This window comes from Flagellimonas oceanensis (assembly GCF_003992595.1).
In the GTDB taxonomy this organism is placed as follows: domain Bacteria; phylum Bacteroidota; class Bacteroidia; order Flavobacteriales; family Flavobacteriaceae; genus Flagellimonas; species Flagellimonas oceanensis.
Genome location: NZ_RZNA01000005.1, coordinates 71,545 through 96,048, shown reverse-complemented (window position 1 = coordinate 96,048; position 24,504 = coordinate 71,545). Strand labels below are relative to the sequence as shown.

Genomic DNA, 24,504 nt, shown 5'->3' with positions numbered 1-24,504 from the left:
CTTGAATGAACCAATCACACGAACAATTGGAAAATGACCTCAAAGCAATTATCCAATCCGGACCAATAAGCGAACTCACCTTTTACCAAGTAAACCCTAACTTTTTTGAATTTGCCGACGAGGGTTATTGGATTATAGACGGGGGTTTGGAAATCAATTTCCCAGCTGGAGTGGTCTCAGCTGCGTTCAGTCCTGATTTGGAATCCTATGTCATCGAGAACAGACCCTTCTCTGAAATTTACACGCACAACAATCAGATAGCCTTACACAACGAGAACATTGCGGAGGTTGAAAAATGTTGCGGCCTAAACGTAATCAACGCTGAGTTCAAAAGTTTGGAATTTGAGTATATTGTAGACTATACCATGCGTACCGAAAAGGAACAGCGGTTTGTTCAATTGATTTTGGAATTGCAGAACAAATCCAAAATCCAGATTGCCTTTGTTGATTACAATTTAGAGGAGAATCGAGGCCCTAAAAATTTTTCCTTCAGCTTAATGAATGAAGTTTTGATTTCAACCAAAAAAATAATTGAAATATAAAGCTTTCAGGAACAAGCTTAAACTTTAAAGAACCATTGTTGGTTTTTGTCATTTAAAGGACACTATTTAAATCCGTATCTTGTAACGTCGTTTTTTAAATCGACTTCGATAACCCACATCAAAATCAACTGCACAACATGAAAATTATCAAACGAACTATGCTTTCGGTCGGACTGGCCATAGCGAGCTGTGGCAATCCGAACCCTGAAACAAAGGAAACTACTGAAACATCCGAAACTACAGAAGCCCAAAGGGAGTTTTACCAACTCAAAATCTACTCCATGAGCTCCGAAGAGCAAGTGGCCACGGTGGATGCATATCTCAAAAATGCATTTATGCCAGCCGTTAAAAAACAGGGTATCGACAAAGTCGGGGTGTTCAAATCAAGACCCTCCGAAACCGATACGGTCCAAAAAACCTTTGTTCTGCTACCCTTCGAGAGTTTAGAGCAATTCCAAGAACTGGACACCGAACTTTTAAAAGATTCAACATACACTGCGGCCGGCACCGCTTATATCGATGCGAATTATGACAACCCTCCATACGATCGCATCCAATCCATTTTATTGAAGGCTTTCCCCGATATGCCGCATATGGAAACTCCCGATTTGGACAGCCCAAGATCGGAACGGGTGTACGAACTGCGTAGCTACGAGTCTTCCACGGAAAAATATTATCGCAATAAAGTGGATATGTTCAATGCCGGTGGCGAAATCCCCCTATTTGACCGTTTGGACTTCCAAGCTGTTTTTTATGGCGAGGTAATTTCGGGCGCCAACATGCCCAACCTAATGTACATGACCACCCATGCCGATATGGATACCAGAAACGAGCACTGGGATGCTTTTGTAAACTCTCCTAAATGGAAAGAACTCATTGCCATGCCCAAATACGAGAACAATATGTCGCATATTGATATGTGGTTCCTCTATCCTACCGAGTATTCGGATTATTAAGTCCTTTTATGATTCAACTGATTTATTTTACGGGCAAGACCTGCGGGGTCTGCAAAGTCTTGAAACCAAAACTGCTCGAGGCAGTGCAGGAAAACTTTCCGAATGTGGACATTCGTGTTGTGGATGTGGAAGAAGAGGTGGAATTTACCGGACAATCCATGGTGTTCACACTACCCGTGGTCATCATCAAAATGGATGATAAGGAAATGTATCGCTTTGCCCGAAGCTTTTCGGTATATGAGGTTTTGGACAAGTTGAAACGATTGAGCGGAGAGCAACCTATTCCTAAAAATTAAAAAAGGCACCCAATCGGTGCCTTTTTCATTCCTTTTCATAGCATAATAATCAATTGCCAAAACTATTGGCCAATCGTGGTTTTTGACTTTTGCTCCCCATAAACAAATCCGTAAGCGGTTTAAAGTGTCGCTTCCACTGGTAGGGAGCAAAGTCAAACCACAATTTAACTTCGGGGGAATTACCTTCTTCCACCGTAAAACCATCCTCAATTTGGAAATCCAAACGGTTGAACGAGTTAGCGGATTCGGCCATCCCATCTTGGTAGACAAACTGGTTGCCCCATCCCGCCATATAAAAGCGCAATGCAGTGTATCTACCATCGGGCAAAGTAAGTACGCTCTTGGAACGTATAAAGTTACCAGAAGAAATACCCTTTAGGGTAACCGGGTTCTGACCAGGAAAATCTATAATAAAGTGTTCATTGCCATGCTCGTCCAAAGCGGAGAACTTGGTAATGTTCAGGGACATTTCGGAAACATGGAGTGATGTGGCAGCTTCATTTTTCAAAATAAGTTCGGCCCCTTTGTTCGGTGTGTCATACCAATCTGCCATTACACCAGGGGTGTAAGGAGCTGTTGACCATATCGTTGGATAAAAATTAGTCTTTTTCATAGCAATTGTATATCTAAAGTTATACGGGTACAAAGTTGCGGTAGTTTTCCTACCCTGACGTCTATTGGATTATCCACTTTATATGCTCTATTAACACCAAAAGTCTTTTTTAAGATTTTTTCAGGTTAAAATGACATAAAATCAACTTTAATATAACATACAGCAGTATCTTTCCAACGCATGAAAGTAAACTACATTTTTCTGTTATTGGCTTTGGTAGCGGAAATCATCGGGACCATTGGGGGCTTTGGCTCTTCGGTGTTTTTTGTTCCCCTGGGCAACTTTTATTTTGATTTCTACTCCGTGCTGGGCATGACGGCCATTTTTCACTTGTCCAGTAACGTGAGCAAAATTTTCCTTTTTAAAAAAGGGTTGGATAAAAAATTATTGATCTACATCGGGGTCCCCTCCGTACTCTTTGTGATTGTTGGTGGGTTTTTGTCCAAAATAGTCGATACCGGTGTGCTCGAAATCGTATTGGGCACCTTTCTGGTTGTTTTCAGTCTATTGTTTCTCATCAAAAGTGAAATCATTGTGCTTCCCAACAAAAAGAATTCCGTTATAGGTGGTGCCCTATCGGGGTTTTCCGCAGGACTTTTGGGTACGGGCGGTGCCATTCGCGGGCTTACCATGGCCGCCTTCAATTTGGAGAAAAGTGCTTTTATCGCCACCTCGGCCTTTATTGATTTTATGATTGATTTCTCGAGGACCTTTGTGTATTATGGCAATGGCTATATCGGGAAGCAAGAGCTGACCTATTTGCCCTTTTTGTTTGCGATTGGACTGGTCGGCACCTATTTGGGCAAAAGAATTCTGCATTACATCCCGCAGGAAAAATTCAGAAAAATCAGTTTGATTCTGATTCTCTTAATCGGTCTGGTTACCATAGCCAAATTGACTTTTGACCATTGGGGCTAGTTTTCCTCATAGTTCTCCCCGATTTTATCCAAGACCTTTAAAAAAGTTTCAAATTCCGATGCATCCACATCTTTCACGGCAAGTTTCCGTAAAGCCAGGGCACTGGGCAGGGTAATGTCGAGGATTTCCCTTCCTTTTGGAGTGAGTTCCAATTTAAAACGCTTTTGGTCACCATCAAACCGGGTCTTGGAGATCCAACCCTTACGCTCCAAACCACCGATTACACGGGAAGTGGTGGCACGGTTGCGAAAATTCTCGTTGACAATATCACGCTGACTGGCATTATCCCCTAATTGATGGATTTGATACAGGATGACCCATTGCTCAATGGTCGTATCCACACCGAGCTCATCAAACTTACGCAGGTAAGCCTTTTGAATTTTGCGGAGCACCAAATCCAAGTGGAACCCCATCCCCTGTATTTCATCTATACGGCTGAGCATGTTTTAAAGAATAGCCACAAAAATAGCGAATCAGATTTTTTCGGAGCGTCTCCATCTTATGCTGGTAAATTTTAACTCAAATTTCAGTCATCAAAATCGCAATGTTATCTCAAAATCACTATTTTTGTTGTTGATGCAACAAAATAAAACTGAACATAAAAATATTGAAACCATGGATACATCAACACTTCCAAAAAGAACAAATACTTCCGAAGATTTCATGCCCATCAACGGAACCGACTACGTGGAGTTATATGTGGGAAACTCCAAGCAAGCGGCACACTACTACAAATCCGCCTTTGGATTCCAGTCATATGCACAGGCCGGTTTGGAAACAGGGCTGCAAGACCGTGAAAGTTACGTAGTGGTTCAGGATAAAATCCGTTTGGTGCTGACCTCTCCCCTAAAAAGTGGAACCGAAATAGGCAAACACATCGACAAGCACGGTGATGGGGTAAAAGTCGTGGCCCTTTGGGTGGAGGACGCAACCCAGGCCTACAACAATGCGATGGAGCGTGGTGCTACATCCTATATGGAGCCACGGGTTGAAGAGGACAAAGACGGTAAAGTGGTTCGCGCAGGGATTTACACCTATGGGGAGACGGTCCATATTTTTGTGGAACGCAAAGATTATAATGGAACATTCCTTCCCGGATTTAAAAAATGGGAAACTCCGGATTACAATCCAGAGCCTACCGGTCTAAAATTTGTTGACCACATGGTAGGTAACGTAGGATGGAACAAGATGAACCATTGGGTAAAGTTCTACGAAGATGTTTTAGGTTTCAAGAACATCCTTTCTTTTGATGACAAGGATATTTCCACCGAATACACTGCTTTGATGAGCAAGGTAATGAGCAACGGAAACGGAAGAATCAAGTTCCCGATCAACGAGCCTGCCGAAGGTCAGAAGAAATCCCAGGTGGAAGAATACTTGGATTTTTATGAGGACGAAGGGGTACAACACATCGCTGTTGCCACAGACGACATTATCCAAACCGTTCGCGACCTTAGAAGCCGTGGCGTGGAATTCCTAAGAGTTCCAGCAACGTATTATGATGCCGTTACAGACCGTGTAGGGGAAATTGACGAAGATATTGCCCCATTGAAAGAATTGGGCATCTTGGTAGACCGTGATGACGAAGGGTATTTGTTGCAGATCTTTACCAAGCCTGTGGAACCAAGACCAACGATGTTCTTCGAAATTATCCAAAGAAAAGGCGCACAGTCATTTGGAAAAGGTAACTTTAAAGCATTGTTCGAAGCTATAGAGCGTGAGCAAGAGCTTCGTGGCACATTGCATTAATCATAGTTAAAAGTGATGAGTTATGGGTTATTGAATTTCTAGACTCATAACTCATAGCTTTAAACTCAAAACTGATAAAAAAATGCCCATTTATCATAAACTCGGAAAAATCCCGCAAAAACGGCATACCCAATTCGAGAAACCCAATGGCGGGCTCTATTATGAGCAGCTTTTTGGAACTATCGGTTTTGATGGGATGTCCTCGCTTTCCTATCATGTACATCGACCTACGCAGGTCAAAGAGATCGGCAAGGCTTTGGACGCAAGCCCCAAAATTGCGGTGGAAAAGAACATTACCAGTCGTAAGTTCATTGGTTTCGATGTAGCTCCCAAAGATGATTATTTGGAATCGCGCGAACCCCTTTTAGTGAACAACGATGTTCACGTAGGCTTGGCAGCACCAAGAAAATCTATCACGGACTATTTCTACAAAAATGCGGATGCGGACGAAATGCTCTTCATCCATAAAGGGTCCGGCACCCTGAAAACCTTTTTGGGAAACATTCCATTTGAATATGGGGATTACCTCATCATTCCACGTGGGATGATTTATCAAATTGAGTTTGATACGGAGGACAACCGTATTTTATATGCTGAGTCCTTCCACCCGATTTATACACCCAAACGCTATCGAAATTGGTTCGGGCAACTTTTGGAGCACTCCCCTTTCTGCGAGCGGGACTATAAACTGCCACAAGACCTTCAAACTTTTGATGAAAAAGGAGAATTTTTGATGCAGATCAAAAAGCAGGGCATGTTGCACCAATTGGTCTATGCCTCGCATCCTTTTGATGTTGTGGGATGGGATGGATACAACTATCCCTACGGATTTTCCATTCATAATTTTGAACCGATCACGGGACGCATACATCAACCGCCACCGGTGCATCAAACATTTGAGACAGCCGCTTTTGTGGTATGTTCGTTCTGCCCAAGATTGTACGATTACCATCCAAAATCCATTCCAGCACCTTACAATCATTCCAACATAGATTCGGATGAGGTGCTGTATTATGTGGATGGGGACTTTATGAGCCGTACAGGTATTGGTCCAGGCTATATTTCATTGCATCCAGCGGGTATCCCGCATGGGCCGCACCCCGGAACTTACGAGGCAAGTATCGGTAAAAAAGGTACCGAGGAATTGGCGGTGATGATAGACACCTTCAAACCTTTACAGGTCACGGAAAACGCCCTCAAAATTGATGATGGCAAGTATTATAAATCATGGCTGGAGTAAAATTGATAGTTTTAAACGTCATTTCGAAATGACATATTTAGATTCCCGTTTTCACGGGAATGACATATAAAACCATATATGATCTTAGAAATACCTGAAAACTCGGATTTTTCGATTCACAATATCCCTTTTGGGATATTTTCCACGCAGGACAGGAGCCCTCGTGCAGGAGTTGCCGTTGGGAAGCATATTTTGGATTTGGCCGCTGTGGCCGAATTGGATGTATTCGACTTCAACACGGCATTGTTGGAAAAGGACACCTTGAACGATTTTATTTCCCTGGGAAAAGAAATCACAACACGAGTTCGCAAAAAGATTCAGTATTGGTTGAAAGATGATGAATCTATTTTGGCCGGAAAGCCCGAACTCTTCGTGAAACAGTCCGAGGCTCAAATGCACATGCCCGTAGCGATTGGAGACTACACTGACTTTTATTCCAGCTTGGAACATGCTACCAATGTGGGCAAAATGTTCCGCGACCCAGAAAACGCCCTTTTACCCAACTGGAAGCATATTCCTGTGGGGTATCACGGTAGGGCAAGTTCCATTATTGTGAGCGGACAGTCCATCTATCGTCCTAAAGGACAAACCATGCCCAATGGTGCGGAGACACCTGTTTTTGGCCCAACGGAACGTTTGGATTTTGAACTGGAAATGGGATTTATCTGCGGAAAGGACACCCAGCTGGGCGAATCCGTTTCCACAAAAGACGCGGAAGATTATATTTTCGGTTTGGTCCTTTTCAATGATTGGTCTGCCAGGGATATCCAAAAATGGGAATATGTACCGTTAGGGCCATTTTTGGCAAAGAATTTTGCATCGTCCATTTCTCCCTGGGTGGTAACCTTGGAAGCTTTGGAGCCTTTCAAAACCAATGGACCCAAACAGGAACCCGAAGTATTGCCCTATCTGCAATTTGAAGGGGAAAAGAATTATGACATCAACTTGGAAGTGGGCATCCAACCGCAAGAAGGCGAAGAAACCACAGTTTGCTTCAGCAATTTCAAACATATGTATTGGAACATGGCCCAGCAATTGGCGCATCATACGGTAAACGGATGTAATATCAACATTGGGGATATGATCGCCTCTGGAACCATTTCCGGTACAAAAGAAAACAGCTTTGGCTCCATGCTGGAATTGTCCTGGGGAGGTTCCAATCCTATTCAACTCAAAGATTCAAGTGAACGAAAATTCATTGAAGATGGTGACACGGTAACTATGCGCGGTTATGCTCAAAATGGCGATATTAGAGTCGGATTTGGCGAAGTGACCACTAAAGTGTTACCCTGCAAAGAATGAATATTTTTTCAGATGTCACATTGAGCGCAGTCGAAATGTCATCTGAATTTTAACCATATCTCGACTGCGATCGATATGACAATACAAAATCAATCTTAATGATCAAGACCATAGACCCAACTACCATTCCACAACCCGAGCTTTACAGTATTCTATCGACCGCTGTGGCGCCAAGACCCATTTGCTTTGCCAGTACGGTGGATGCTGAAGGCAAAGTGAACCTAAGCCCTTATAGTTTCTTTAATGTGTTCAGCTCCAATCCTCCGGTAATGGTGTTTTCCCCAACACGAAGTGGAAGGGACAACTCATTAAAACATACCCATCAAAATGTGGTGGAAGTACCTGAGGTGGTCATCAATGTCGTAAACCATAAAATGGCGGAACAAATGTCACTCTCCAGCACAGCCTACGACAAAGGAGTAAATGAATTTGTAAAAGCAGGTTTTACCGAAGTGGCCAGCGTGAAAGTAAAACCTCCTCGTGTTGGCGAAGCTCCCGTATCGTTCGAATGCACTGTTTTGGAGGTGGTCGAGATTGCCCAAAGGCCTGGTGCCGGTAACTTGGTGATTGCGCAAGTGGATATGATCCATATCAACGATGAATACCTGACAGATGATGTATTGGACACCGAAAAATTGGACTTGGTGGGCCGTATGGGCGGCAATTGGTACATCCGTGCCATTAAAGAATCCTTGTTCGAGATTCCGAAACCCATCCGCTCCCATGGTATTGGCGTGGATGCTTTGCCCAAAGGAATTCGTGAGAGTGATATCCTTACAGGAAACAATCTGGGCCGATTGGGGAATTTAGAACAATTGCCCTCAAAAGATGATATTGAAGTGATTGTTGAGACAGAAGGAATACAAGATAAATCCAAGACCGAACTGCACACCTTGGCCAAAAAGCTATTGGAAGATGGTAATACCGAAAAGGCGATGGCCCTATTGTTATATGGGGAAAGTCTATAAAAGAATATGAAAAAAAACATCACATCCATTTTCAAACCTCATTTAGTACCAAAAGAGGTGTATAAGGGCGGAAAAAACATTCCCCCGACCGACAAAAAAATATATAAGCTTTCCTCCAACGAAAATCCTTTGGGTGCATCGCCCAAGGCCGTTGCTGCGATGAAGGCTGCTTTGGACAAGATTGACATCTATCCTGACCAGACCGATATTCGTTTGCGAGAGGCGCTGGTCCATGATTTTGATGGTCAGTTGAGCGCCGACCAGTTTTTATGTGGCAATAGTGGTTCGGAGGTTATTGACATGTTGCTACGGGCTTTTATCAACGAAGGGGACGAAGTGATTTTTTCCAACCCCTGTTTCCTGCCCTACTCCGTTTTTTCGAGATGGTATGGTGCCCATCAAGTGGATATTCCTCTCTTGGCTCCCAACTACGATTTGGATGTGGAAGGTATCTTGAACGCCATCACAGAGAAGACCAAGATAATTTTCTTGACGAGTCCCAATAACCCAACAGGAACATACATTCCAAAATCCGTAATGGACGATTTTATCGCCCGTGTTCCCAAAAACATTGTGGTAGTGTTCGATGAGGTCTACCGCCATTTTGCTGATGCCGAGGATTATGTTACGGCATTGCCTTATGTACTGGAAGGGCATAACGTTATCGGGCTCAACAGTTTTTCCAAAACCTATGGTTTGGCAGGACAACGTATCGGATACGGCTACACTACGGCCACCATAGCCAACTATGTACGCTTGATTCACAAACCTTTTTTATTGCCATTGACTTCCATTGAGGCTGCCATTGGCGCTTTGAACGACACTACATTCATTGCCAAAACCGTAAAAACGGTTTTGGAAGGCAGAAAATATATTGCTAAGGCATTTGATGAATTGGGCATAAAATATTGGCCGAGCCAAGCCAACTTTTTTATCATCGACCCTCCATTCCCGGAAATGGAATTCACGGATAAAATGATGGAACAAGGTATTATGGTACGACCTGTTTCTCAATTTGGAGCTCCTGGCAAGGTTAGAATCAGCATAGGTGATAAAGAGGCGAATGAAGCACTCATTAAGGCATTACAACGAATAACGCCCTAATGAGTGATTTTGTTTTGACTATCTCCTGACAAGAACTAGGGTAGCTTCGCCATCAACGTCCTCCACATCAACAATCTGCACGGGGCCTACAAAAGTAACTGTGTCTCCAGAAATACTAAATGTAGATTCCCCTGTTTTCCCATCTTCGGCATCAGTGGCGGTCAATTTATTACCATCAACGCTGTAAGTTCCAGATGCAGTAACGGGGCCACCGCACGTTATTGTAAACTCCGTTTCGGTAGCTTCAAAATTGATTTCGGTAGTTGCGGATGAATATTCTCCTTCAGCGGTAAAGGTTACCGTACCTGCAAAACATTCTATTTCATCCAGCAAATTATCAGATGAGGTTCCGTCACCATCCCAATCAACCGATTCTCCAAAATTTAATTCCACAATATCCCAAGTACCCACTATGGAGGCATTTACAGGGCCATCTCCATCATCGGAGGAGCAAGAGGAAATTAGAACGGCTACAAGTAAAAGTGTAAAAAGATTCTTTTTCATGAGGTTTGTTTTAAACGTTATTGTCTAAACGAACAACTCACAGACGTAGTATTTTTACTACCTTTTATTTTTTCATAGCACAAACCGATAGGTGGCCTTCAACAAAAAGATGTTCTGTGGCTTTTGGCCAAAGATATTGTCTCCCAAACTTGGAAGTAATCCTTCGGTAGGATTCCCGTCCCTTGATACATCCTGCGACCATACCAAGAATATTTCGGAGCCTGGTATATATTCCCAGCGAACCACCAAATTGGAACGGAACTGCACAAAGGAAAAATCAGGGTTATCAAAGGTAAAATCGGTTACACCGTCCAAATCTTCATCAATTGCATAGGTACCATCGGATAAGACCGTCTGTTCTGCTGAGTACTGCACAAACCTATCTTCAAATGTTTTGGCAATTGGATCCGTGATGTGCTTGAAATTGGAATAGCGTCCTCGGGAAATAAACGGCTGTCCCCAATACTGAATCGTCAGGTTGGGGTTGATGGTGTAGTTCAAGCGAAATGACATGCTCAAGGTTCGTTGATTGATTTCCCCGTTCAGGTAACGCGGAGACCCATTGACATCATCAAAATTATCAATGAACTGCAATTTATCATGATTGATGTCCAACGATGGAAATGCGGAAATACGCAGGGCATTGATGGGCTGATAAACAAAGCCCCCTTCCATATAATAGTTCTTGATGGAATTGTCCAAGGCCTTTCTCCCATTATGGAAAAAAGAGAATCGAAGCTTTTTCCTGTTGTCGGTATTGATGCTGTTCCAAAAACTCATCCAAGGGGATTGCCGCAACCTTGGCCCTCCACGTAAAGCAAAGTTGGAATACTCGATAGGCGCAAAATTGAACCCGATATTGCTTCGGTAGTTATTTTTCCAATTTTGCCAGCTATTGGTATTGAATTGCAGATAGTTGTGGTTGCCCTGAAAATCCCACGCCGTCCAATGGTTGTAGTTGATGCCCACACGTCTGAACGTGCTGTCGGGTTTTAGGGTTTGGTACCCGATCCAAGTGTAGTGTCGAACATCATCGGCCTGACGCTGAAAACCAATATCATTGAGTTCCAACTCGGGCGAACGCCATGTGGCCCCCGATTCAAACTTCCAATGGCCATTGCCCACCTTCCCGATTTGGACATTCCCTCCGGTCCCGGTCAATGATGTTCTTGTGGTATCCACGGCAACATGATCGGCCCCCACCCTATCGAATAGGTGTGTGATGGATTGTTGTGTGTTGGTAATGGCCTCCTCACTCCCACGAACATGGCTCATGGTAAGATTACCCCCAAGATACCAATCACGATTGGCCCATTGGTGCTTGAAATCCAAGCCGCCCGTATACGCTGCATCGTGCAAAAAATTGAGTTGCTCAGGAATTTGCTCACGGTTGGTCGCCGTGAAAATCCCACCGATATAGGAGTTTCTTTGATTGAAATCCTTTTGCAACCTTCCCACAAAATAATTGGTAAGGGGCTCCACCATTTCCTTTCGGGTATCCCCATTACCGTTCAATATGGTAGCGGTTCGCTTGGCCGTCACACTTTCGAGTACCCCTATGGCCCATCCATCCTTGGTCTTTCCGCTGAATTTTGCGGCACCTATGATCGGGGTGTTATCCGGTTGGTCCACAAACTCTCCATCCGAAGTGTCCGGATACCCTTGCGGACTCCTACCGATTCTTCTCGAATAGAATATATTGTCGGAACCAAAGGTATTTCCCGCCTCGGATTGCGAGACCCTGAAATCGAAAATGTTCTTGTTCTCCACAAAAAACGGGCGTCGCTCTTGAAAGAATATCTGGAAACCGTCCAATGCTATGGCCGAAGGATCGGCGTCCACCTGGCCAAAATCCGGGTTGACGGTCAAATCCAGGGTAAGGTCATTGGTAATACCGATTTTGGCATCCAGTCCCACGGTAATATTGTTTTCACTCCCATCCCTGAATGGATTGCCCTCTTCCGCCTCATAGGTCTCGGTCTTGGCCACGGTATAGGGCTGAATCTCCAATTGTCTCTGCGGCTGGATGTTCTTTAGTCCATGCAACTCGCCGAACTCACTTACCCAACCGGGTTGGTCCACTGGTTTGCGCTGCCAAAGCGAACGTTCCTCATTCCTAAAGAAACGCCTGGTGGATTGCAGGCCCCAGACCTGCTCTTCGGCACTACCGAATTTCAATTGACTCAGCGGAATACGAAGCTCCGCCGTCCATCCTTCCTCATCTATATTGGTCTTGGCATACCAAATGGGGTTCCAGCTTTCGTCCCAATTGTTCCCATTGTTGGAAATAAACTCATCCCCTTTCACGCCCGCAGCTGTAATGGTAAAAGAAAAAGCGGTACGCTTATCAAAATAACTATCGATATTGAACTCCACCCAATCCCCTTCAAAACCATCCCTCCGGGACAATCTTTTCACAATTCTATCAGGTTCGGTATCATAACAACGTACACCTATATATAGGTTCTTGCTATCATATAGTATCTTGAATCTGGTTTGATGTGAAGGCGGAGTGTTTTCGTCGGGCTGCGATTCAATATAATCATTTCCCCACTCCACAAGGCCCCAAGCCTCGTCCTCCAAAATACCGTTAATGGTAGGGGCGGCATAATCGCCCAAGGCTTGTGTGGTATATTTCTTTTTGATGATGACTTCGGTAGAATCTTGTGCTTGGGCGGAATAAATAAGGAATAAGGTCAGGAAAACCAGTGCTGCGTTTCTCACTTGATCGTTTTTTGATTGGATTGATGTGGTAAAGACCCATGAAAATGTGAGGAGTTACAGTTGTGGATTTTTTTAATCTTTTTTTAACACTTGAGACACTATCTTACGCTCGCTTTTCAGACCCAAAGATTGATTTCGAAAAAAGTGAAAAAATATTCCCGACCAACCGTTTGTAATTCAATCTAATAATTGTACATTTGCAGCCCGTTAATCGGGATAGGTTATTTAATTCAATAATATTCGAGAAGTGGACACATTAAGTTATAAAACTATTTCCGCCAATAAATCTACTGTTGACAAGCAATGGTTATTGGTTGATGCTGAAGGACAGACCTTAGGAAGATTGGCGTCTAAAGTAGCCAAAATACTTAGAGGGAAACACAAGACCAACTTTACCCCTCATGTTGATTGTGGAGACAATGTTATTGTCATCAATGCAGAAAAGATCAATATGTCCGGCAACAAGTGGGATGATAAGGAATACCAAAGATATACTGGATATCCAGGTGGACAACGTTCCGCTTCCGCTAAAGAAGTATTGGAGAAATACCCTGAGCGCATCATCGAAAGCTCTGTAAAAGGAATGCTTCCAAAAAACAAACTTGGAGCTGACCTATTCAGAAACCTTAAGGTATATGCAGGTGCTGAACACGGACAAGAAGCACAAAAACCAAAAGCAATAAACTTAAACGACTACAAATAATGGAAGTGGTTCATAAGATAGGTAGAAGAAAAACAGCTGTGGCCAGAGTTTATGTTTCCGAAGGATCTGGAAACATCACAGTGAACAAAAGAGATCTCAACGATTATTTTACCACTGGTACATTGCAGTACAAAGTGAGACAACCTTTCACTTTGACTGAGACCGATGGTACATACGACGTAAAAGTAAATGTTTACGGAGGTGGTATCACAGGTCAGGCAGAAGCCGTTCGTTTGGCTTTGTCCAGAGCAATGTGCGAAATCGATATTGAGAACAGAGGAATTCTTAAGCCAGAAGGCCTGTTGACAAGGGACCCAAGAATGGTGGAAAGAAAGAAATTCGGTCAGAAGAAAGCCCGTAAGAAATTCCAATTCTCCAAACGTTAATATATGCTGGATGCCTTTGGCATTCAATTATAGATAAGTTCATTGAAAACCCTGAAACTATGCCATATATTTTCAGGGTTATATTTTTAACCAAGTTGTCGTTGTTCCAAAAGGGATGAACAAATCAACTTTTTGGAAACTAGTTTAGCATCTAAATGGGCTGGGCGAACAAATTTTTGTGACCACCAGTGCATTGCTACTTACAACGGAACGTAAACTAAGTACAAAAAATGGCAAGTAAAATTGAAGTAAAAGACTTACTGGAAGCAGGTGTGCATTTCGGACACCTTACCCGAAAGTGGAACCCGAACATGGCTCCTTACATCTACATGGAGCGTAATGGGATTCACGTGATCAATCTCTACAAAACGGTTGCAAAACTTGATGAGGCCAATGAAGCCCTTAAAAAGATTGCCGCCTCAGGAAGAAAAATCCTTTTTGTAGCCACAAAAAAACAAGCAAAGGACATTGTAGCGGACAAAGTATCCAAAGTAAACATGCCCTACATCACTGAAAGATGGCCAGGGGGTATGTTGACCAACTTTGTGACCATTCGTAAAGCTGTTAAGAAAATGGCAGCTATCGACCGCATGAAAAAAGACGGTACGTTCAACACACTTTCCAAAAAAGAAAGATTGCAAGTGGACCGTTTGCGCGCCAAGTTGGAGAAAAACTTGGGTTCCATCGCCGACATGACCCGTTTGCCAGGTGCCCTATTCATTGTGGACACCATGCGTGAGCACATCGCCGTAAAAGAAGCCCAAAAATTGAACATTCCAATTTTCGCCATGGTCGATACCAATTCCGACCCACGCGATGTTGATTATGCCATCCCATCCAATGACGATGCCGGTAAATCCATCGAAGCTATCTTGGAATCCGTGACAAGTGCTGTTGCTGAAGGCTTGGAAGAGCGTAAGAGCGAGAAAAACAACGGAAAGGACAAAGAAGAAGGCAAAGCTTCCAAGAAAGATGAAGCTCCTAAGGAGAAAAAAGCAGAAGCTGCTCCTAAAAAAGAGGAAAAAGCTGAGGAAGAAAAACCAGCCAAAAAAGCTGAGGAAGCTCCAAAAAAAGAAGCTAAAGAAGATGCGAAGCCAGAAGACCTTACCAAAATTGAAGGTATAGGACCAAAAACCGCTGAAGCTTTGGTAGCCAATGGAGTTAAGACCTACGCAGAGCTAGCAGACATGGATGCTGACAAAATCAAGGAAATCTTGACCGAGGCCAGCTCAACTTTGGCTCACTTGGACCCAACTTCTTGGCCAAAACAAGCCAAAATGGCTGCCGATGGCAAATGGGACGAACTTAAGGAATGGCAAGACAACGTAAAAGGTGGAGTTGAATAAACCCCACTGATTTAACATTGTCCTAAACAAAAACACTTTGATAGTGTTTTACTTTACATAAAATTTAAAAAGAAAAACAAAATGGCAAAGATTACTGCCGCAGAGGTAAATAAATTAAGAAAGGCTACTGGAGCTGGAATGATGGATTGCAAAAAAGCTTTGGTAGAAGCAGAGGGCGATTTTGACCAAGCAGTTGAAATCCTTAGAAAAAAAGGACAAAAAGTTGCTGCAAAAAGAGCCGACAGAGAATCATCAGAGGGTGCAGCCATTGCAAAAGTAAACGGAGACAGCACACAAGGTGTGGTTATCTCTTTGAACTGCGAAACCGACTTTGTCGCCAAGAACGATAGCTTTGTAAAACTAGCAAACGACTTGGCCGATCTGGCACTTGGATTCGATAGCAAAGATGATTTCTTGGCAGCTTCCTTTGATGGAATGACCGTTGCCGATAAATTGACAGAGCAAACCGGGGTTATCGGTGAGAAAATCGAAATCGGAAGCTTTGAGAAATTGAACGCTCCGTTCGTAGGTTCCTACATTCACGCCGGTAACAAAATCGCTACCTTGGTAGGTTTGTCCGCCAACGTGGACGGTGCTGCTGAAGCTGCAAAAGATGTAGCCATGCAAGCTGCCGCCATGAATCCCGTGGCCTTGAACGAGGATGGTGTTGATCAATCCATTATCGACAAGGAAATCGAGATCGCGAAAGACCAATTGCGTCAAGAAGGTAAGCCAGAGGAAATGTTGGACAAAATTGCCCAAGGTAAATTGAAGCGTTTCTTCAAAGATAACACCTTGGTAAACCAAGCTTTCATCAAAGACAGCAAACAAAGTGTTGCACAATACGTTAAATCCGTGGATTCCAGCTTGGAAGTCACTGGCTTCAACAGAGTGGCACTTGGTTAATCACCATAACGATACTTTTAAAAAACCGCCTCCAAAAAGAGGCGGTTTTTTTATGCCTTGACCAATCGTGAAATTCTTCATTTCCCGTAAATAATTTTGATTATTTTTGTCCGGACTTCAAGAAACTCTCAATGCATTACAAAAGAATTTTATTAAAGTTAAGTGGAGAAGCCCTCATGGGCCAGCAACAATACGGTATTGATGCCAAGCGATTGGACGAGTACGCCGAGGAGATAAAATCCGTAATGGAAAAGGGCGTTGAAGTTGCCATCGTTATTGGAGGAGGCAACATTTTCAGGGGCCTTGCGGGCGCCAGTCAAGGAATGGACCGAGTACAAGGAGACCATATGGGCATGTTGGCCACCGTAATCAATGGTTTGGCATTACAGAGCGCCCTTGAACTCAAAGGAGTGCAAACCCGGTTACAATCAGCCATTAAAATCAATGAAGTAGCGGAACCTTTCATCAGAAGAAGGGCCATTCGTCATTTGGAAAAAGGAAGAGTGGTCATTTTTGGCGGTGGAACAGGAAACCCCTACTTCACTACGGATTCTGCCGCAGTATTGAGAGCCATCGAAATTAAGGCAGATGTAATTTTAAAGGGAACACGTGTGGACGGTATTTACACATCCGACCCCGAGAAAGATAAGAATGCCACCAAATTCGACTCCATTTCCTTCAATGAAGTACTTTCCAAAGGACTTAAGGTAATGGACACAACAGCATTTACATTGAGCCAAGAGAACGAATTGCCCATTGTTGTTTTCGATATGAACACAAAAGGAAACTTAATGAAACTAGTTTCAGGGGAAAACATAGGAACAGTCGTCAACGTCTAAGTGAGACATAAACTTTGATTTCAATTTTATAAATTTGAAAGTTATGAGCGAAGAAGTAAAATTTATTCTTGATAGTACAAAAGAAAGTATGGATGCAAGTATTGATCACTTGCAAAAAGCGTTGACCAAAATCAGGGCGGGCAAGGCCAGCCCCATGATGCTATCCACCGTAATGGTTGAGTACTATGGTTCACAAACCCCACTGGCCCAAGTATCCAACATCAATACGCCCGATGCAAGGACCATATCCGTACAGCCATGGGAAAAAGGCATGTTGACCGAGATAGAAACGGCCATTATGAATGCCAATTTGGGCTTCAACCCTATGAACAATGGCGAAATGGTGATCATCAATGTACCTCCATTGACAGAGGAAAGAAGATTGCAACTCGCCAAGCAGGCCAAATCCGAGGCCGAAGACGCCAAAGTAAGTATTCGCAGCGCCAGACAAGACGCCAATAAGGAGCTGAAAGCGTTGGATATTTCGGAAGATCTATTGAGCAATGCAGAAGTTGATGTCCAAGAACTGACCAATACCTACGGCGATAAAGTGGATGCCATCCTATCTGCGAAAGAGGCCGAGATCATGAAGGTGTAAAACTTGGATTTTGTCCCGCAGCTTTTCTAGGAACACAACATATCATTTTCTACCTTTGCGCCCAACAAAAACCACATGGTAGCAAAGCTTACTAAAGGATTTTGGCCCAAGGTCGCAAGAATCATACTCCGCAATAGAATCCTTATTCTTTTAGCGGTTGCTGGTTTTACCGTTTTTTTGGCTCTACAATGGAAAAACATGCAGTTTTCCAATACCGAAGCCAATATTCTGCCCAACGACCATCCCGCCAGCATACAATACAATGCCTTTACCAAAATTTTTGGTGAAGAAGGGAATGCCATAGTTTTGGCCATTAGGGATTCCGCTTTGTTCACCCCTAAAAATTTCAACAGATGGAACACCTTGAGCAAACAGCTCGATGCTTTTCCTGAAGTTGATTATGTGATTTCCTTGGAGAACCTCAAAGAGCTCATCAAGGATAGCGAAACCCAGACCTTCTCGATGGAGCCGTTGATATCGTCCGCTCCGCAAACCAAGCAAGAAATTGATTCCCTTACCAATCATCTGTTCAAGGAGCTTCCTTTTTACGATAATCTGGTATACAATCCCAAGAGCGGCACCATTCAAACCGTGGTCTATCTCGATAAGGACATCATGAACACGGAGGTAAGAAATCAGTTTATCCTGAACGACCTGGGGGAACTTGTGAACGATTTTGAGGAGGAAACCAAAATGGATGTCCATGTTTCGGGCATGCCCTACATCAGGACATGGAACACCAAATCGATCATTGATGAGATCGGCCTTTTTATCGTGGGTGCATTGCTTGTCACTTCCCTGATCTTTTTCTTTTTCTTTAGAAGTTTTAGAGCCACGTTCATCTCTATGTGCGTAGTGATTATCGGGGTCATGTGGGCCTTTGGCATACTTGGACTTTTAAAATATGAGATTACCATTCTCACGGCATTGATTCCACCTTTGATCATTGTGATCGGTATTCCGAACTGTATTTTCTTGATCAATAAATATCAGCAAGAGGTCAAGAAACACGGAAACCAAGCATTGTCCCTACAACGGGTCATCTCAAAAATCGGCAATGCCACTTTGATGACCAACATCACCACGGCATCTGGTTTTGCCACTTTCATCATTCTGGATAGTGATCTATTGAAAGAATTTGGTATTGTGGCCTCCATAAACATCATAGGGATCTTCATCCTCTCCCTTTTGATCATCCCCATTGTCTATAGCTTTATGCCGCTTCCCAAAACGAAGCACTTAAAGCACTTGAACAAAAAGTGGATGGACATTTTCGTGAACTGGATGGAGAACATGGTTCGCAACCACAGGATAGCCGTCTACATTACCACTGTGGCCGTTTTGGTGTTGAGCATTATTGGGATCTACCAGATGCGAATTACAGGAAGTCGGATTGAGGACCTGCCCAAAAAGAGTCATTTTTACAAGGATATCCAATTTTTTGAAGCGGAGTTTGATGGTATAATGCCCATGGAAATCGTGGTGGACACCAAGCGTAAAAATGGAGTGACCAAACCCGCCACCTTGAAGCGTATGGAACGCTTGGGCACTGTGATCGACGAAATACCCGAACTATCGAGACCCATTTCCATTGTTGACTTGGTCAAATATTCCAAACAGGCCTTTTACAACGGAATTCCAAAATACTACCAACTGCCCACCAGTCAAGAGAACACCTTCATCATGAACGCGGTTCAAAAATCATCGACCGAAGGAACCAACGAACTATTGCAGAGCTTTGTGGACAGTACGGGCCAAATCGCTCGTTTGACCACCTACATGCGCGATGTGAAAATCGACCGTATGGAGGAAATTGAAAAAGACGTGCAACAGGCCATCACAAAAGAATTCCCAGCAGAGCGTTACAATGTTTTCATGACAGGAAAGGCATTACTTTTCCTAAAAGGAACAAAGTACTTGGTCAAAAATCTGTTACTGTCACTGGCCTTGGCCATTGGATTGATCTCTTTGTTCATGGCATATTTGTTCCGATCCTATAAAATGGTCATCATATCACTGGTCCCTAACCTTTTGCCATTGGTAATCACCGCTGGGGTCATGGGCTTCTTGGGCGTTCCCATAAAACCTTCGACCATTTTGGTCTTTAGTATTGCTTTCGGAATATCGGTGGATGACACCATCCACTTTTTGGCCAAATACCGGCAAGAATTGGCCACACATCGCTGGCACATCAAACGGTCCGTATATGCGGCCTTGCGAGAAACAGGGGTAAGTATGTTCTATACCTCCATCGTCCTGTTTTTCGGCTTCTCCGTTTTTATCATTTCTGATTTCGGTGGAACAAAAGCTTTAGGGGGATTGGTATCGGCCACCTTGTTGTTCGCCATGCTGTCCAATTTGATATTGTTGCCTTCCTTGTTGCTCTCTTTGGAAAGAAGCATTGCCAACAAACAGGTGCTCAAAAAACCTCAAATTGACATTCTACCACAGGACGAGGACAACCCTAAGGACAAATAGTCTTCAAAGCGGCCATAAATTAGGCCATTCCATTGCCATCGTTTTTTATCAAAAACCTATCTTTACCAACTAAATTACGATAGTTTTAGAATGATGTCTTATTCCATAAAAGAATTGCTAGAAAAGCAACCCGTAGGAGATTCCGTTGAAGTAAATGGATGGGTAAAAACATTTAGAAGCAACCGATTTATCGCATTGAACGACGGTTCCACCATAAATAACATACAATGTGTCGTAGATTTTGAAAAATTGGACGAAGCATTGCTCAAACAGATTTCCAGTGGGGCAGCACTAAAAGTTACCGGGACTTTGGAAGAAAGTCAAGGTCGGGGCCAAAGTGTAGAAATAAAGGCCACCGATATATTTGTGCATGGAACCGCTGACCCAGAAACCTACCCTATTCAACCTAAAAAACACTCTTTGGAGTTTTTAAGGGAGAAAGCGCACCTTAGAGTAAGGACCAATACCTTTTCTGCGGTAATGCGCGTGAGGTCGGTACTGTCGTTTGCCGTACACAGTTATTTCCAGCAAAATGGGTTTTATTACATGCACGCACCCATTATCACAGGTTCTGATGCCGAAGGGGCCGGAGAAATGTTCCGTGTAACCACCTTGGATGAAAAAAATCCGCCCTTGACCGACGCTGGAGAAGTGGATTACTCCGAAGACTTTTTTGGAAAAGAGACCAACTTGACCGTATCCGGGCAGCTGGAAGCCGAGACCTACGCCATGGGATTGGGAAAAGTATACACCTTTGGCCCTACCTTTAGAGCTGAAAACTCGAACACTTCCCGCCATTTGGCGGAATTCTGGATGATCGAGCCAGAAATGGCCTTCTACGATCTGGACATGAACATGGATTTGGCAGAGGATTTCATCAAATATATTATTCAGTACGTATTGGACCATTGTCAAGATGATCTTGAATTTTTGGAAAAACGTTTGTTGGATGAAGAAAAGACCAAACCTCAGAACGAACGTTCTGAAATGGCCTTGATTGAAAAATTAAAGTTTGTTGTCGACAATAACTTCAAACGAGTATCCTACACGGAGGCTATAGACATATTGAAGAACAGCAAGCCGAACAAAAAGAAGAAGTTCCAGTTCCCGATCGATGAATGGGGAGCGGACCTACAGAGTGAGCACGAGCGTTTCTTGGTGGAGAAACATTTCAAATGCCCCGTGATCCTTTTTGACTACCCGGCCAACATCAAGGCATTTTACATGAGACTGAATGAGGACGGTAAAACCGTACGCGCCATGGACGTGCTTTTCCCTGGCATCGGAGAAATAGTCGGTGGTTCCCAAAGGGAAGAGCGTTTGGATGTACTGGAACAGAAAATCAAGGAACTGGATATCGATGCCAAAGAACTATGGTGGTACCTCGACCTTAGAAAATTCGGCACTGCAGTGCACAGTGGTTTTGGGCTAGGTTTTGAACGTATGGTTCAATTTACCACGGGAATGGGCAACATCAGGGATGTAATCCCCTACCCCAGAACACCGCAGAATGCCGAGTTTTAATTTGATTTTATTATTTTAAAGATGATAAATCATCAATCCGTATGCTGAAACAACATCTACAGTTTAAGCTTTCCCAAAAACTGTCCCCACAGCAGATTCAGCTCATGAAGTTGATTCAACTGCCCACACAGGCCTTTGAACAGCGATTGAAGCAAGAGTTGGAGGAAAATCCTGCATTGGAGAGCGGCAAAGAGGAAACAGATGCTTTGGATGATATATATGAGGACACCTACGACGATTCAGCGGACAACGAGAATATCGATACGGATGAAATCAACATTGACGACTACCTGAGTGATGATGAAATACCCGATTATCGAACCCAGGCAAATAATTATAGCGCCGACGATGATGACAAAAGGGTCCCTTACGCCGCAGGAACCTCCTTCAACCAATATTTGATCAACCAACTGAACACAGAGTATCTGGATGACCAAGAATGGGCCATTGCCGAGTTCTTGGTGGGCAGTGTGGACGAGAGTGGTTATATACGCAGACCACTTCCCGATATTATGGACGACCTTGCCTTTACCCAGAACATTTATGTAGAGGAGGAAAAGATTGAAGAAGTACTTAAAACGGTTCAAGAATTGGACCCTCCAGGGGTAGCTGCACGATCTCTGGACGAATGCCTGATCATTCAATTGAAGCGCAAGGAGCAAAAGCCCTCGGTGGAACTGGCCATCAATATTTTGGAAAGATCCTTCGATCACTTTACCAAAAAACACTATTCCAAACTCACCCAAAAACACCATGTTTCCGAGGAAGAGCTCAAAGAGGCCATTTCGGAAATAGAAAAGCTCAATCCAAAGCCAGGCGGTTCGTATTCCGGAAACACCCGGATGATAGAGCATATCGTACCCGATTTTTCAATCAAGATCGTGGACGGCGATCTGGAACTTACCCTTAATGGCAGGAACGCCCCGGAACTACATGTTTCCAAAGATTACAGCAATATGCTGGAGGGATACAAAAATGCCAAGGAAAAGTCCAAATCCCAAAAGGACACGGTCATGTTCATCAAACAGAAGTTGGATGCCGCTAAATGGTTCATTGATGCCATTCGACAGCGCCAACAGACCTTGTTCATTACCATGAGCACTATCATGGAATACCAAAAGGAATATTTCATGACTGGGGACGAGCGAAAGCTTCGCCCTATGATCCTAAAGGATATCGCCGATAAAATCGACATGGATGTCTCCACGGTATCACGGGTAGCCAACAGCAAGTACGTGGACACGCCCTATGGCACCAAGCTCATCAAGGATTTCTTTTCCGAATCGATGAAGAACGAACAAGGCGAAGACGTATCCACTAGGGAAATCAAAAAGATATTGGAGACCGTTATCCGGGACGAGGACAAGAAAAAACCGCTTACCGATGCCAAATTGGCAAAAATGCTCAAAGAAAAAGGGTATCCCATAGCCCGACGAACCGTGGCCAAGTACCGGGAACAACTGGATATCCCCGTGGCAAGACTACGAAAAGAGATTTGATGCGCCACGTATACAACATTATCTCCTATATTTTCCATCCATTGTTCATACCGATCGGGGGCACGGCAATGTTTTTTATGGTGGCACCCTATAGCACCTTGGAGACACAAAGTGGGAATATCCTCCCCATTTTTATCCTTACGGTCATCATTCCCATTATCTTTTTTCTGATACTGAAAAACCTTGGGATAATCAACTCGATATTCCTACCAACGATTCAAGAACGTAAATACCCGCTTTATATCAGCTGTATCATCTTTTTGATGATATTGTACAAAGTGATTCCCAATAACTACGTACACGAGCTCTTTTACTATTTTACAGGCCTTTTAACAGCTACAAGTGCGACACTGATCTTACTGTTCTTTAAGTTCAAGACCAGCATGCATCTTTTGGGGATGGGGAGCATTTTGACATTCATGGTGGCATTGAGCATCCATTTTGAGATCAACATTACCATTGCCATAAGTTTGTTTACCCTCTTTACGGGCTTGGTGGCCACCTCGAGATTGTACCTACGGGCCCATACCAAGAACGAATTATTGATAGGCTTCCTATTGGGGTGCTGCTCGCAATTGATTATTCTGAAATACTGGCTATAGAATATAAAAAACAAGTCCAATCCGAAGGACTTTCAAGTCAATGGACTCCCCTGCCAAGCTTGCTTCATCCTTAAGCAAAGGGTTTAACCCATAATAGGCACGGATGTTCCACGTATTGAAACCGAAACTCAGCATCAGTCCATATTGGAACTTCTGGATATCATCATTGGAAAAGGAATCATTACCACTGTTGGTAACCAATTTTGACCTACCCGAAAACACATAGCCCACCTTTGCGCCTGCATAAATTCTCCAGAACCTATATTCACTGGGAGTGGATGTCCGCAATCTGATTTCAAAAGGGACTTCAATGGTATGTGTGGCCAGCTTACTCCGGTTAAAGTCGACGTCATCGATAATATCGTATGAGATTTCATTAGCTGCTTGGGAGGCCACCATATTGGAATAATAGGAATTTATGCCATACCCCAACCCAAGACCAATACCAAAATTTCTTTGACGATTCAATGGAATATCCTTGATGAAGCCAGCCTGAAGATTATAGGAAAGGTTACGTTGGTCAACGGCATCCGGCCCATCAAACAAGATATTGTAACCAACCCCGATATAGAACTGATCCTCCAGGTAGCGATTGTCGATCACTTTTAGGCTATCCACTTCTTCTTGCCCGAACAAAGCAATGGGAATCCCAAAAAATAGAGTGAAAATGGTATATAAAACGGTTCGAATCATGTGACAATTTAAAA

General features: G+C 43.5%; 24 protein-coding genes. 19 read left to right on the top strand and 5 right to left on the bottom strand.

Features of this window, described 5'->3' with window-relative positions; genetic code table 11:
• Window positions 1–5: 5 nt before the first annotated feature.
• From EO132_RS02865 to EO132_RS02855, 3 genes are all read left to right on the top strand, one after another.
• Window positions 6–542, top strand: coding sequence for a hypothetical protein (locus EO132_RS02865; protein ID WP_127136507.1), 537 nt, complete (start codon window positions 6–8; stop codon window positions 540–542).
• Between the two features lie 137 nt (window positions 543–679).
• A complete protein-coding gene (locus EO132_RS02860) occupies window positions 680–1,498 on the top strand; it encodes an NIPSNAP family protein (RefSeq protein WP_127136506.1) in 819 nt (272 codons plus the stop codon).
• Between the two features lie 8 nt (window positions 1,499–1,506).
• Window positions 1,507–1,794: a thioredoxin domain-containing protein gene (locus EO132_RS02855; RefSeq protein WP_127136505.1), complete on the top strand. Its 288-nt coding sequence runs from the start codon at window positions 1,507–1,509 to the stop codon at window positions 1,792–1,794.
• A 49-nt stretch (window positions 1,795–1,843) separates the two neighbouring features.
• Here EO132_RS02855 and EO132_RS02850 read toward each other — a convergent pair whose 3' ends face one another.
• Window positions 1,844–2,407: a hypothetical protein gene (locus EO132_RS02850; protein WP_127136504.1), complete on the bottom strand. Its 564-nt coding sequence runs from the start codon at window positions 2,405–2,407 to the stop codon at window positions 1,844–1,846.
• Between the two features lie 180 nt (window positions 2,408–2,587).
• On the opposite strand from EO132_RS02850, the gene EO132_RS02845 reads away from it, so the two are divergent.
• Entirely contained in the window at window positions 2,588–3,325 is a 738-nt protein-coding gene (locus EO132_RS02845) for a sulfite exporter TauE/SafE family protein (protein ID WP_127136503.1), read from the top strand.
• On the opposite strand, the gene EO132_RS02840 is transcribed toward EO132_RS02845, so the two are convergent.
• A complete protein-coding gene (locus EO132_RS02840) occupies window positions 3,322–3,768 on the bottom strand; it encodes a MarR family winged helix-turn-helix transcriptional regulator (RefSeq protein WP_127136502.1) in 447 nt (148 codons plus the stop codon). The two genes, EO132_RS02845 and EO132_RS02840, sit on opposite strands and share 4 nt — an antisense overlap.
• Window positions 3,769–3,940: 172 nt before the next feature.
• Between EO132_RS02840 and hppD the strand changes: the two genes are divergently transcribed.
• From hppD to EO132_RS02815, 5 genes are all read left to right on the top strand, one after another.
• On the top strand, window positions 3,941–5,074 hold the full coding sequence (hppD, locus tag EO132_RS02835) for a 4-hydroxyphenylpyruvate dioxygenase (protein ID WP_127136501.1): 1,134 nt from the start codon (window positions 3,941–3,943) through the stop codon (window positions 5,072–5,074).
• Window positions 5,075–5,156: 82 nt separating this feature from the next.
• Window positions 5,157–6,314 (top strand): homogentisate 1,2-dioxygenase, encoded by a 1,158-nt coding sequence (locus tag EO132_RS02830; RefSeq protein ID WP_127136500.1) that lies wholly within the window; start codon window positions 5,157–5,159, stop codon window positions 6,312–6,314.
• A gap of 78 nt (window positions 6,315–6,392) precedes the next feature.
• Window positions 6,393–7,616, top strand: a complete 1,224-nt coding sequence (gene fahA / locus EO132_RS02825) for a fumarylacetoacetase (RefSeq protein WP_127136499.1) — start codon at window positions 6,393–6,395, stop codon at window positions 7,614–7,616.
• 98 nt (window positions 7,617–7,714) lie between these two features.
• Entirely contained in the window at window positions 7,715–8,584 is an 870-nt protein-coding gene (locus tag EO132_RS02820; protein WP_127136498.1) for a flavin reductase family protein, read from the top strand.
• Between the two features lie 6 nt (window positions 8,585–8,590).
• Window positions 8,591–9,688, top strand: coding sequence for a pyridoxal phosphate-dependent aminotransferase (locus EO132_RS02815; RefSeq protein WP_127136497.1), 1,098 nt, complete (start codon window positions 8,591–8,593; stop codon window positions 9,686–9,688).
• Between the two features lie 18 nt (window positions 9,689–9,706).
• On the opposite strand, the gene EO132_RS02810 is transcribed toward EO132_RS02815, so the two are convergent.
• Together EO132_RS02810 and EO132_RS02805 are read right to left on the bottom strand one after the other, a co-directional pair.
• Window positions 9,707–10,192 carry a lipocalin family protein gene (locus EO132_RS02810; RefSeq protein ID WP_127136496.1) on the bottom strand — a complete coding sequence of 162 codons (486 nt, stop codon included), beginning with the start codon at window positions 10,190–10,192 and terminating at the stop codon, window positions 9,707–9,709.
• Window positions 10,193–10,264: 72 nt separating this feature from the next.
• The gene (locus EO132_RS02805; protein WP_127136495.1) at window positions 10,265–12,916 is read right to left on the bottom strand and encodes a DUF5916 domain-containing protein; all 2,652 of its coding nucleotides are present in this window, start codon (window positions 12,914–12,916) and stop codon (window positions 10,265–10,267) included.
• A gap of 247 nt (window positions 12,917–13,163) precedes the next feature.
• Between EO132_RS02805 and rplM the strand changes: the two genes are divergently transcribed.
• From rplM to EO132_RS02755, 10 genes are all read left to right on the top strand, one after another.
• Complete coding sequence (gene rplM, locus EO132_RS02800) at window positions 13,164–13,619, top strand: 50S ribosomal protein L13 (RefSeq protein WP_127136494.1); 456 nt, start codon at window positions 13,164–13,166, stop codon at window positions 13,617–13,619.
• Window positions 13,619–14,005 (top strand): 30S ribosomal protein S9, encoded by a 387-nt coding sequence (rpsI, locus tag EO132_RS02795; protein WP_127136493.1) that lies wholly within the window; start codon window positions 13,619–13,621, stop codon window positions 14,003–14,005. Before rplM ends, rpsI begins: the two co-directional genes overlap by 1 nt.
• Before the next feature lie 230 nt (window positions 14,006–14,235).
• Complete coding sequence (gene rpsB / locus EO132_RS02790) at window positions 14,236–15,351, top strand: 30S ribosomal protein S2 (protein WP_127136492.1); 1,116 nt, start codon at window positions 14,236–14,238, stop codon at window positions 15,349–15,351.
• 81 nt (window positions 15,352–15,432) lie between these two features.
• Complete coding sequence (tsf, locus tag EO132_RS02785; RefSeq protein ID WP_127136491.1) at window positions 15,433–16,257, top strand: translation elongation factor Ts; 825 nt, start codon at window positions 15,433–15,435, stop codon at window positions 16,255–16,257.
• A 131-nt stretch (window positions 16,258–16,388) separates the two neighbouring features.
• Window positions 16,389–17,096 carry a UMP kinase gene (gene pyrH / locus EO132_RS02780; protein WP_127136490.1) on the top strand — a complete coding sequence of 236 codons (708 nt, stop codon included), beginning with the start codon at window positions 16,389–16,391 and terminating at the stop codon, window positions 17,094–17,096.
• A 43-nt stretch (window positions 17,097–17,139) separates the two neighbouring features.
• Complete coding sequence (gene frr, locus EO132_RS02775; protein ID WP_127136489.1) at window positions 17,140–17,694, top strand: ribosome recycling factor; 555 nt, start codon at window positions 17,140–17,142, stop codon at window positions 17,692–17,694.
• A gap of 75 nt (window positions 17,695–17,769) precedes the next feature.
• Window positions 17,770–20,172 (top strand): efflux RND transporter permease subunit, encoded by a 2,403-nt coding sequence (locus EO132_RS02770; RefSeq protein WP_127136488.1) that lies wholly within the window; start codon window positions 17,770–17,772, stop codon window positions 20,170–20,172.
• A 90-nt stretch (window positions 20,173–20,262) separates the two neighbouring features.
• Window positions 20,263–21,696, top strand: coding sequence for an asparagine--tRNA ligase (gene asnS, locus EO132_RS02765; protein WP_127136487.1), 1,434 nt, complete (start codon window positions 20,263–20,265; stop codon window positions 21,694–21,696).
• Between the two features lie 41 nt (window positions 21,697–21,737).
• Window positions 21,738–23,195 (top strand): RNA polymerase factor sigma-54, encoded by a 1,458-nt coding sequence (gene rpoN / locus EO132_RS02760; protein WP_127136486.1) that lies wholly within the window; start codon window positions 21,738–21,740, stop codon window positions 23,193–23,195.
• On the top strand, window positions 23,195–23,797 hold the full coding sequence (locus EO132_RS02755; RefSeq protein WP_127136485.1) for a hypothetical protein: 603 nt from the start codon (window positions 23,195–23,197) through the stop codon (window positions 23,795–23,797). The genes rpoN and EO132_RS02755 overlap by 1 nt, the downstream gene beginning before the upstream one ends.
• Here the strand turns inward: EO132_RS02755 and EO132_RS02750 are convergent.
• Window positions 23,792–24,490 carry a porin family protein gene (locus EO132_RS02750; protein WP_127136484.1) on the bottom strand — a complete coding sequence of 233 codons (699 nt, stop codon included), beginning with the start codon at window positions 24,488–24,490 and terminating at the stop codon, window positions 23,792–23,794. The two genes, EO132_RS02755 and EO132_RS02750, sit on opposite strands and share 6 nt — an antisense overlap.
• Window positions 24,491–24,504: the final 14 nt, after the last annotated feature.

Excerpts from the sequence above, each read along its gene's own strand:
- EO132_RS02865 (WP_127136507.1), top strand. The coding sequence starts at position 6 with ATGAACCAATCACACGAACAATTGGAAAATGACCTCAAAGCAATTATC.
- EO132_RS02830 (WP_127136500.1), top strand. The coding sequence starts at position 5,157 with ATGCCCATTTATCATAAACTCGGAAAAATCCCGCAAAAACGGCATACC.
- EO132_RS02845 (WP_127136503.1), top strand. The coding sequence starts at position 2,588 with ATGAAAGTAAACTACATTTTTCTGTTATTGGCTTTGGTAGCGGAAATC.
- EO132_RS02810 (WP_127136496.1), bottom strand. The coding sequence starts at position 10,192 with ATGAAAAAGAATCTTTTTACACTTTTACTTGTAGCCGTTCTAATTTCC.
- EO132_RS02820 (WP_127136498.1), top strand. The coding sequence starts at position 7,715 with ATGATCAAGACCATAGACCCAACTACCATTCCACAACCCGAGCTTTAC.
- EO132_RS02750 (WP_127136484.1), bottom strand. The coding sequence starts at position 24,490 with ATGATTCGAACCGTTTTATATACCATTTTCACTCTATTTTTTGGGATT.
- frr (WP_127136489.1), top strand. The coding sequence starts at position 17,140 with ATGAGCGAAGAAGTAAAATTTATTCTTGATAGTACAAAAGAAAGTATG.
- EO132_RS02755 (WP_127136485.1), top strand. The coding sequence starts at position 23,195 with ATGCGCCACGTATACAACATTATCTCCTATATTTTCCATCCATTGTTC.
- tsf (WP_127136491.1), top strand. The coding sequence starts at position 15,433 with ATGGCAAAGATTACTGCCGCAGAGGTAAATAAATTAAGAAAGGCTACT.
- EO132_RS02815 (WP_127136497.1), top strand. The coding sequence starts at position 8,591 with ATGAAAAAAAACATCACATCCATTTTCAAACCTCATTTAGTACCAAAA.
- asnS (WP_127136487.1), top strand. The coding sequence starts at position 20,263 with ATGATGTCTTATTCCATAAAAGAATTGCTAGAAAAGCAACCCGTAGGA.
- rpoN (WP_127136486.1), top strand. The coding sequence starts at position 21,738 with ATGCTGAAACAACATCTACAGTTTAAGCTTTCCCAAAAACTGTCCCCA.
- rpsI (WP_127136493.1), top strand. The coding sequence starts at position 13,619 with ATGGAAGTGGTTCATAAGATAGGTAGAAGAAAAACAGCTGTGGCCAGA.
- EO132_RS02855 (WP_127136505.1), top strand. The coding sequence starts at position 1,507 with ATGATTCAACTGATTTATTTTACGGGCAAGACCTGCGGGGTCTGCAAA.
- rpsB (WP_127136492.1), top strand. The coding sequence starts at position 14,236 with ATGGCAAGTAAAATTGAAGTAAAAGACTTACTGGAAGCAGGTGTGCAT.
- pyrH (WP_127136490.1), top strand. The coding sequence starts at position 16,389 with ATGCATTACAAAAGAATTTTATTAAAGTTAAGTGGAGAAGCCCTCATG.
- fahA (WP_127136499.1), top strand. The coding sequence starts at position 6,393 with ATGATCTTAGAAATACCTGAAAACTCGGATTTTTCGATTCACAATATC.
- hppD (WP_127136501.1), top strand. The coding sequence starts at position 3,941 with ATGGATACATCAACACTTCCAAAAAGAACAAATACTTCCGAAGATTTC.
- EO132_RS02840 (WP_127136502.1), bottom strand. The coding sequence starts at position 3,768 with ATGCTCAGCCGTATAGATGAAATACAGGGGATGGGGTTCCACTTGGAT.
- EO132_RS02770 (WP_127136488.1), top strand. The coding sequence starts at position 17,770 with ATGGTAGCAAAGCTTACTAAAGGATTTTGGCCCAAGGTCGCAAGAATC.
- EO132_RS02850 (WP_127136504.1), bottom strand. The coding sequence starts at position 2,407 with ATGAAAAAGACTAATTTTTATCCAACGATATGGTCAACAGCTCCTTAC.
- EO132_RS02860 (WP_127136506.1), top strand. The coding sequence starts at position 680 with ATGAAAATTATCAAACGAACTATGCTTTCGGTCGGACTGGCCATAGCG.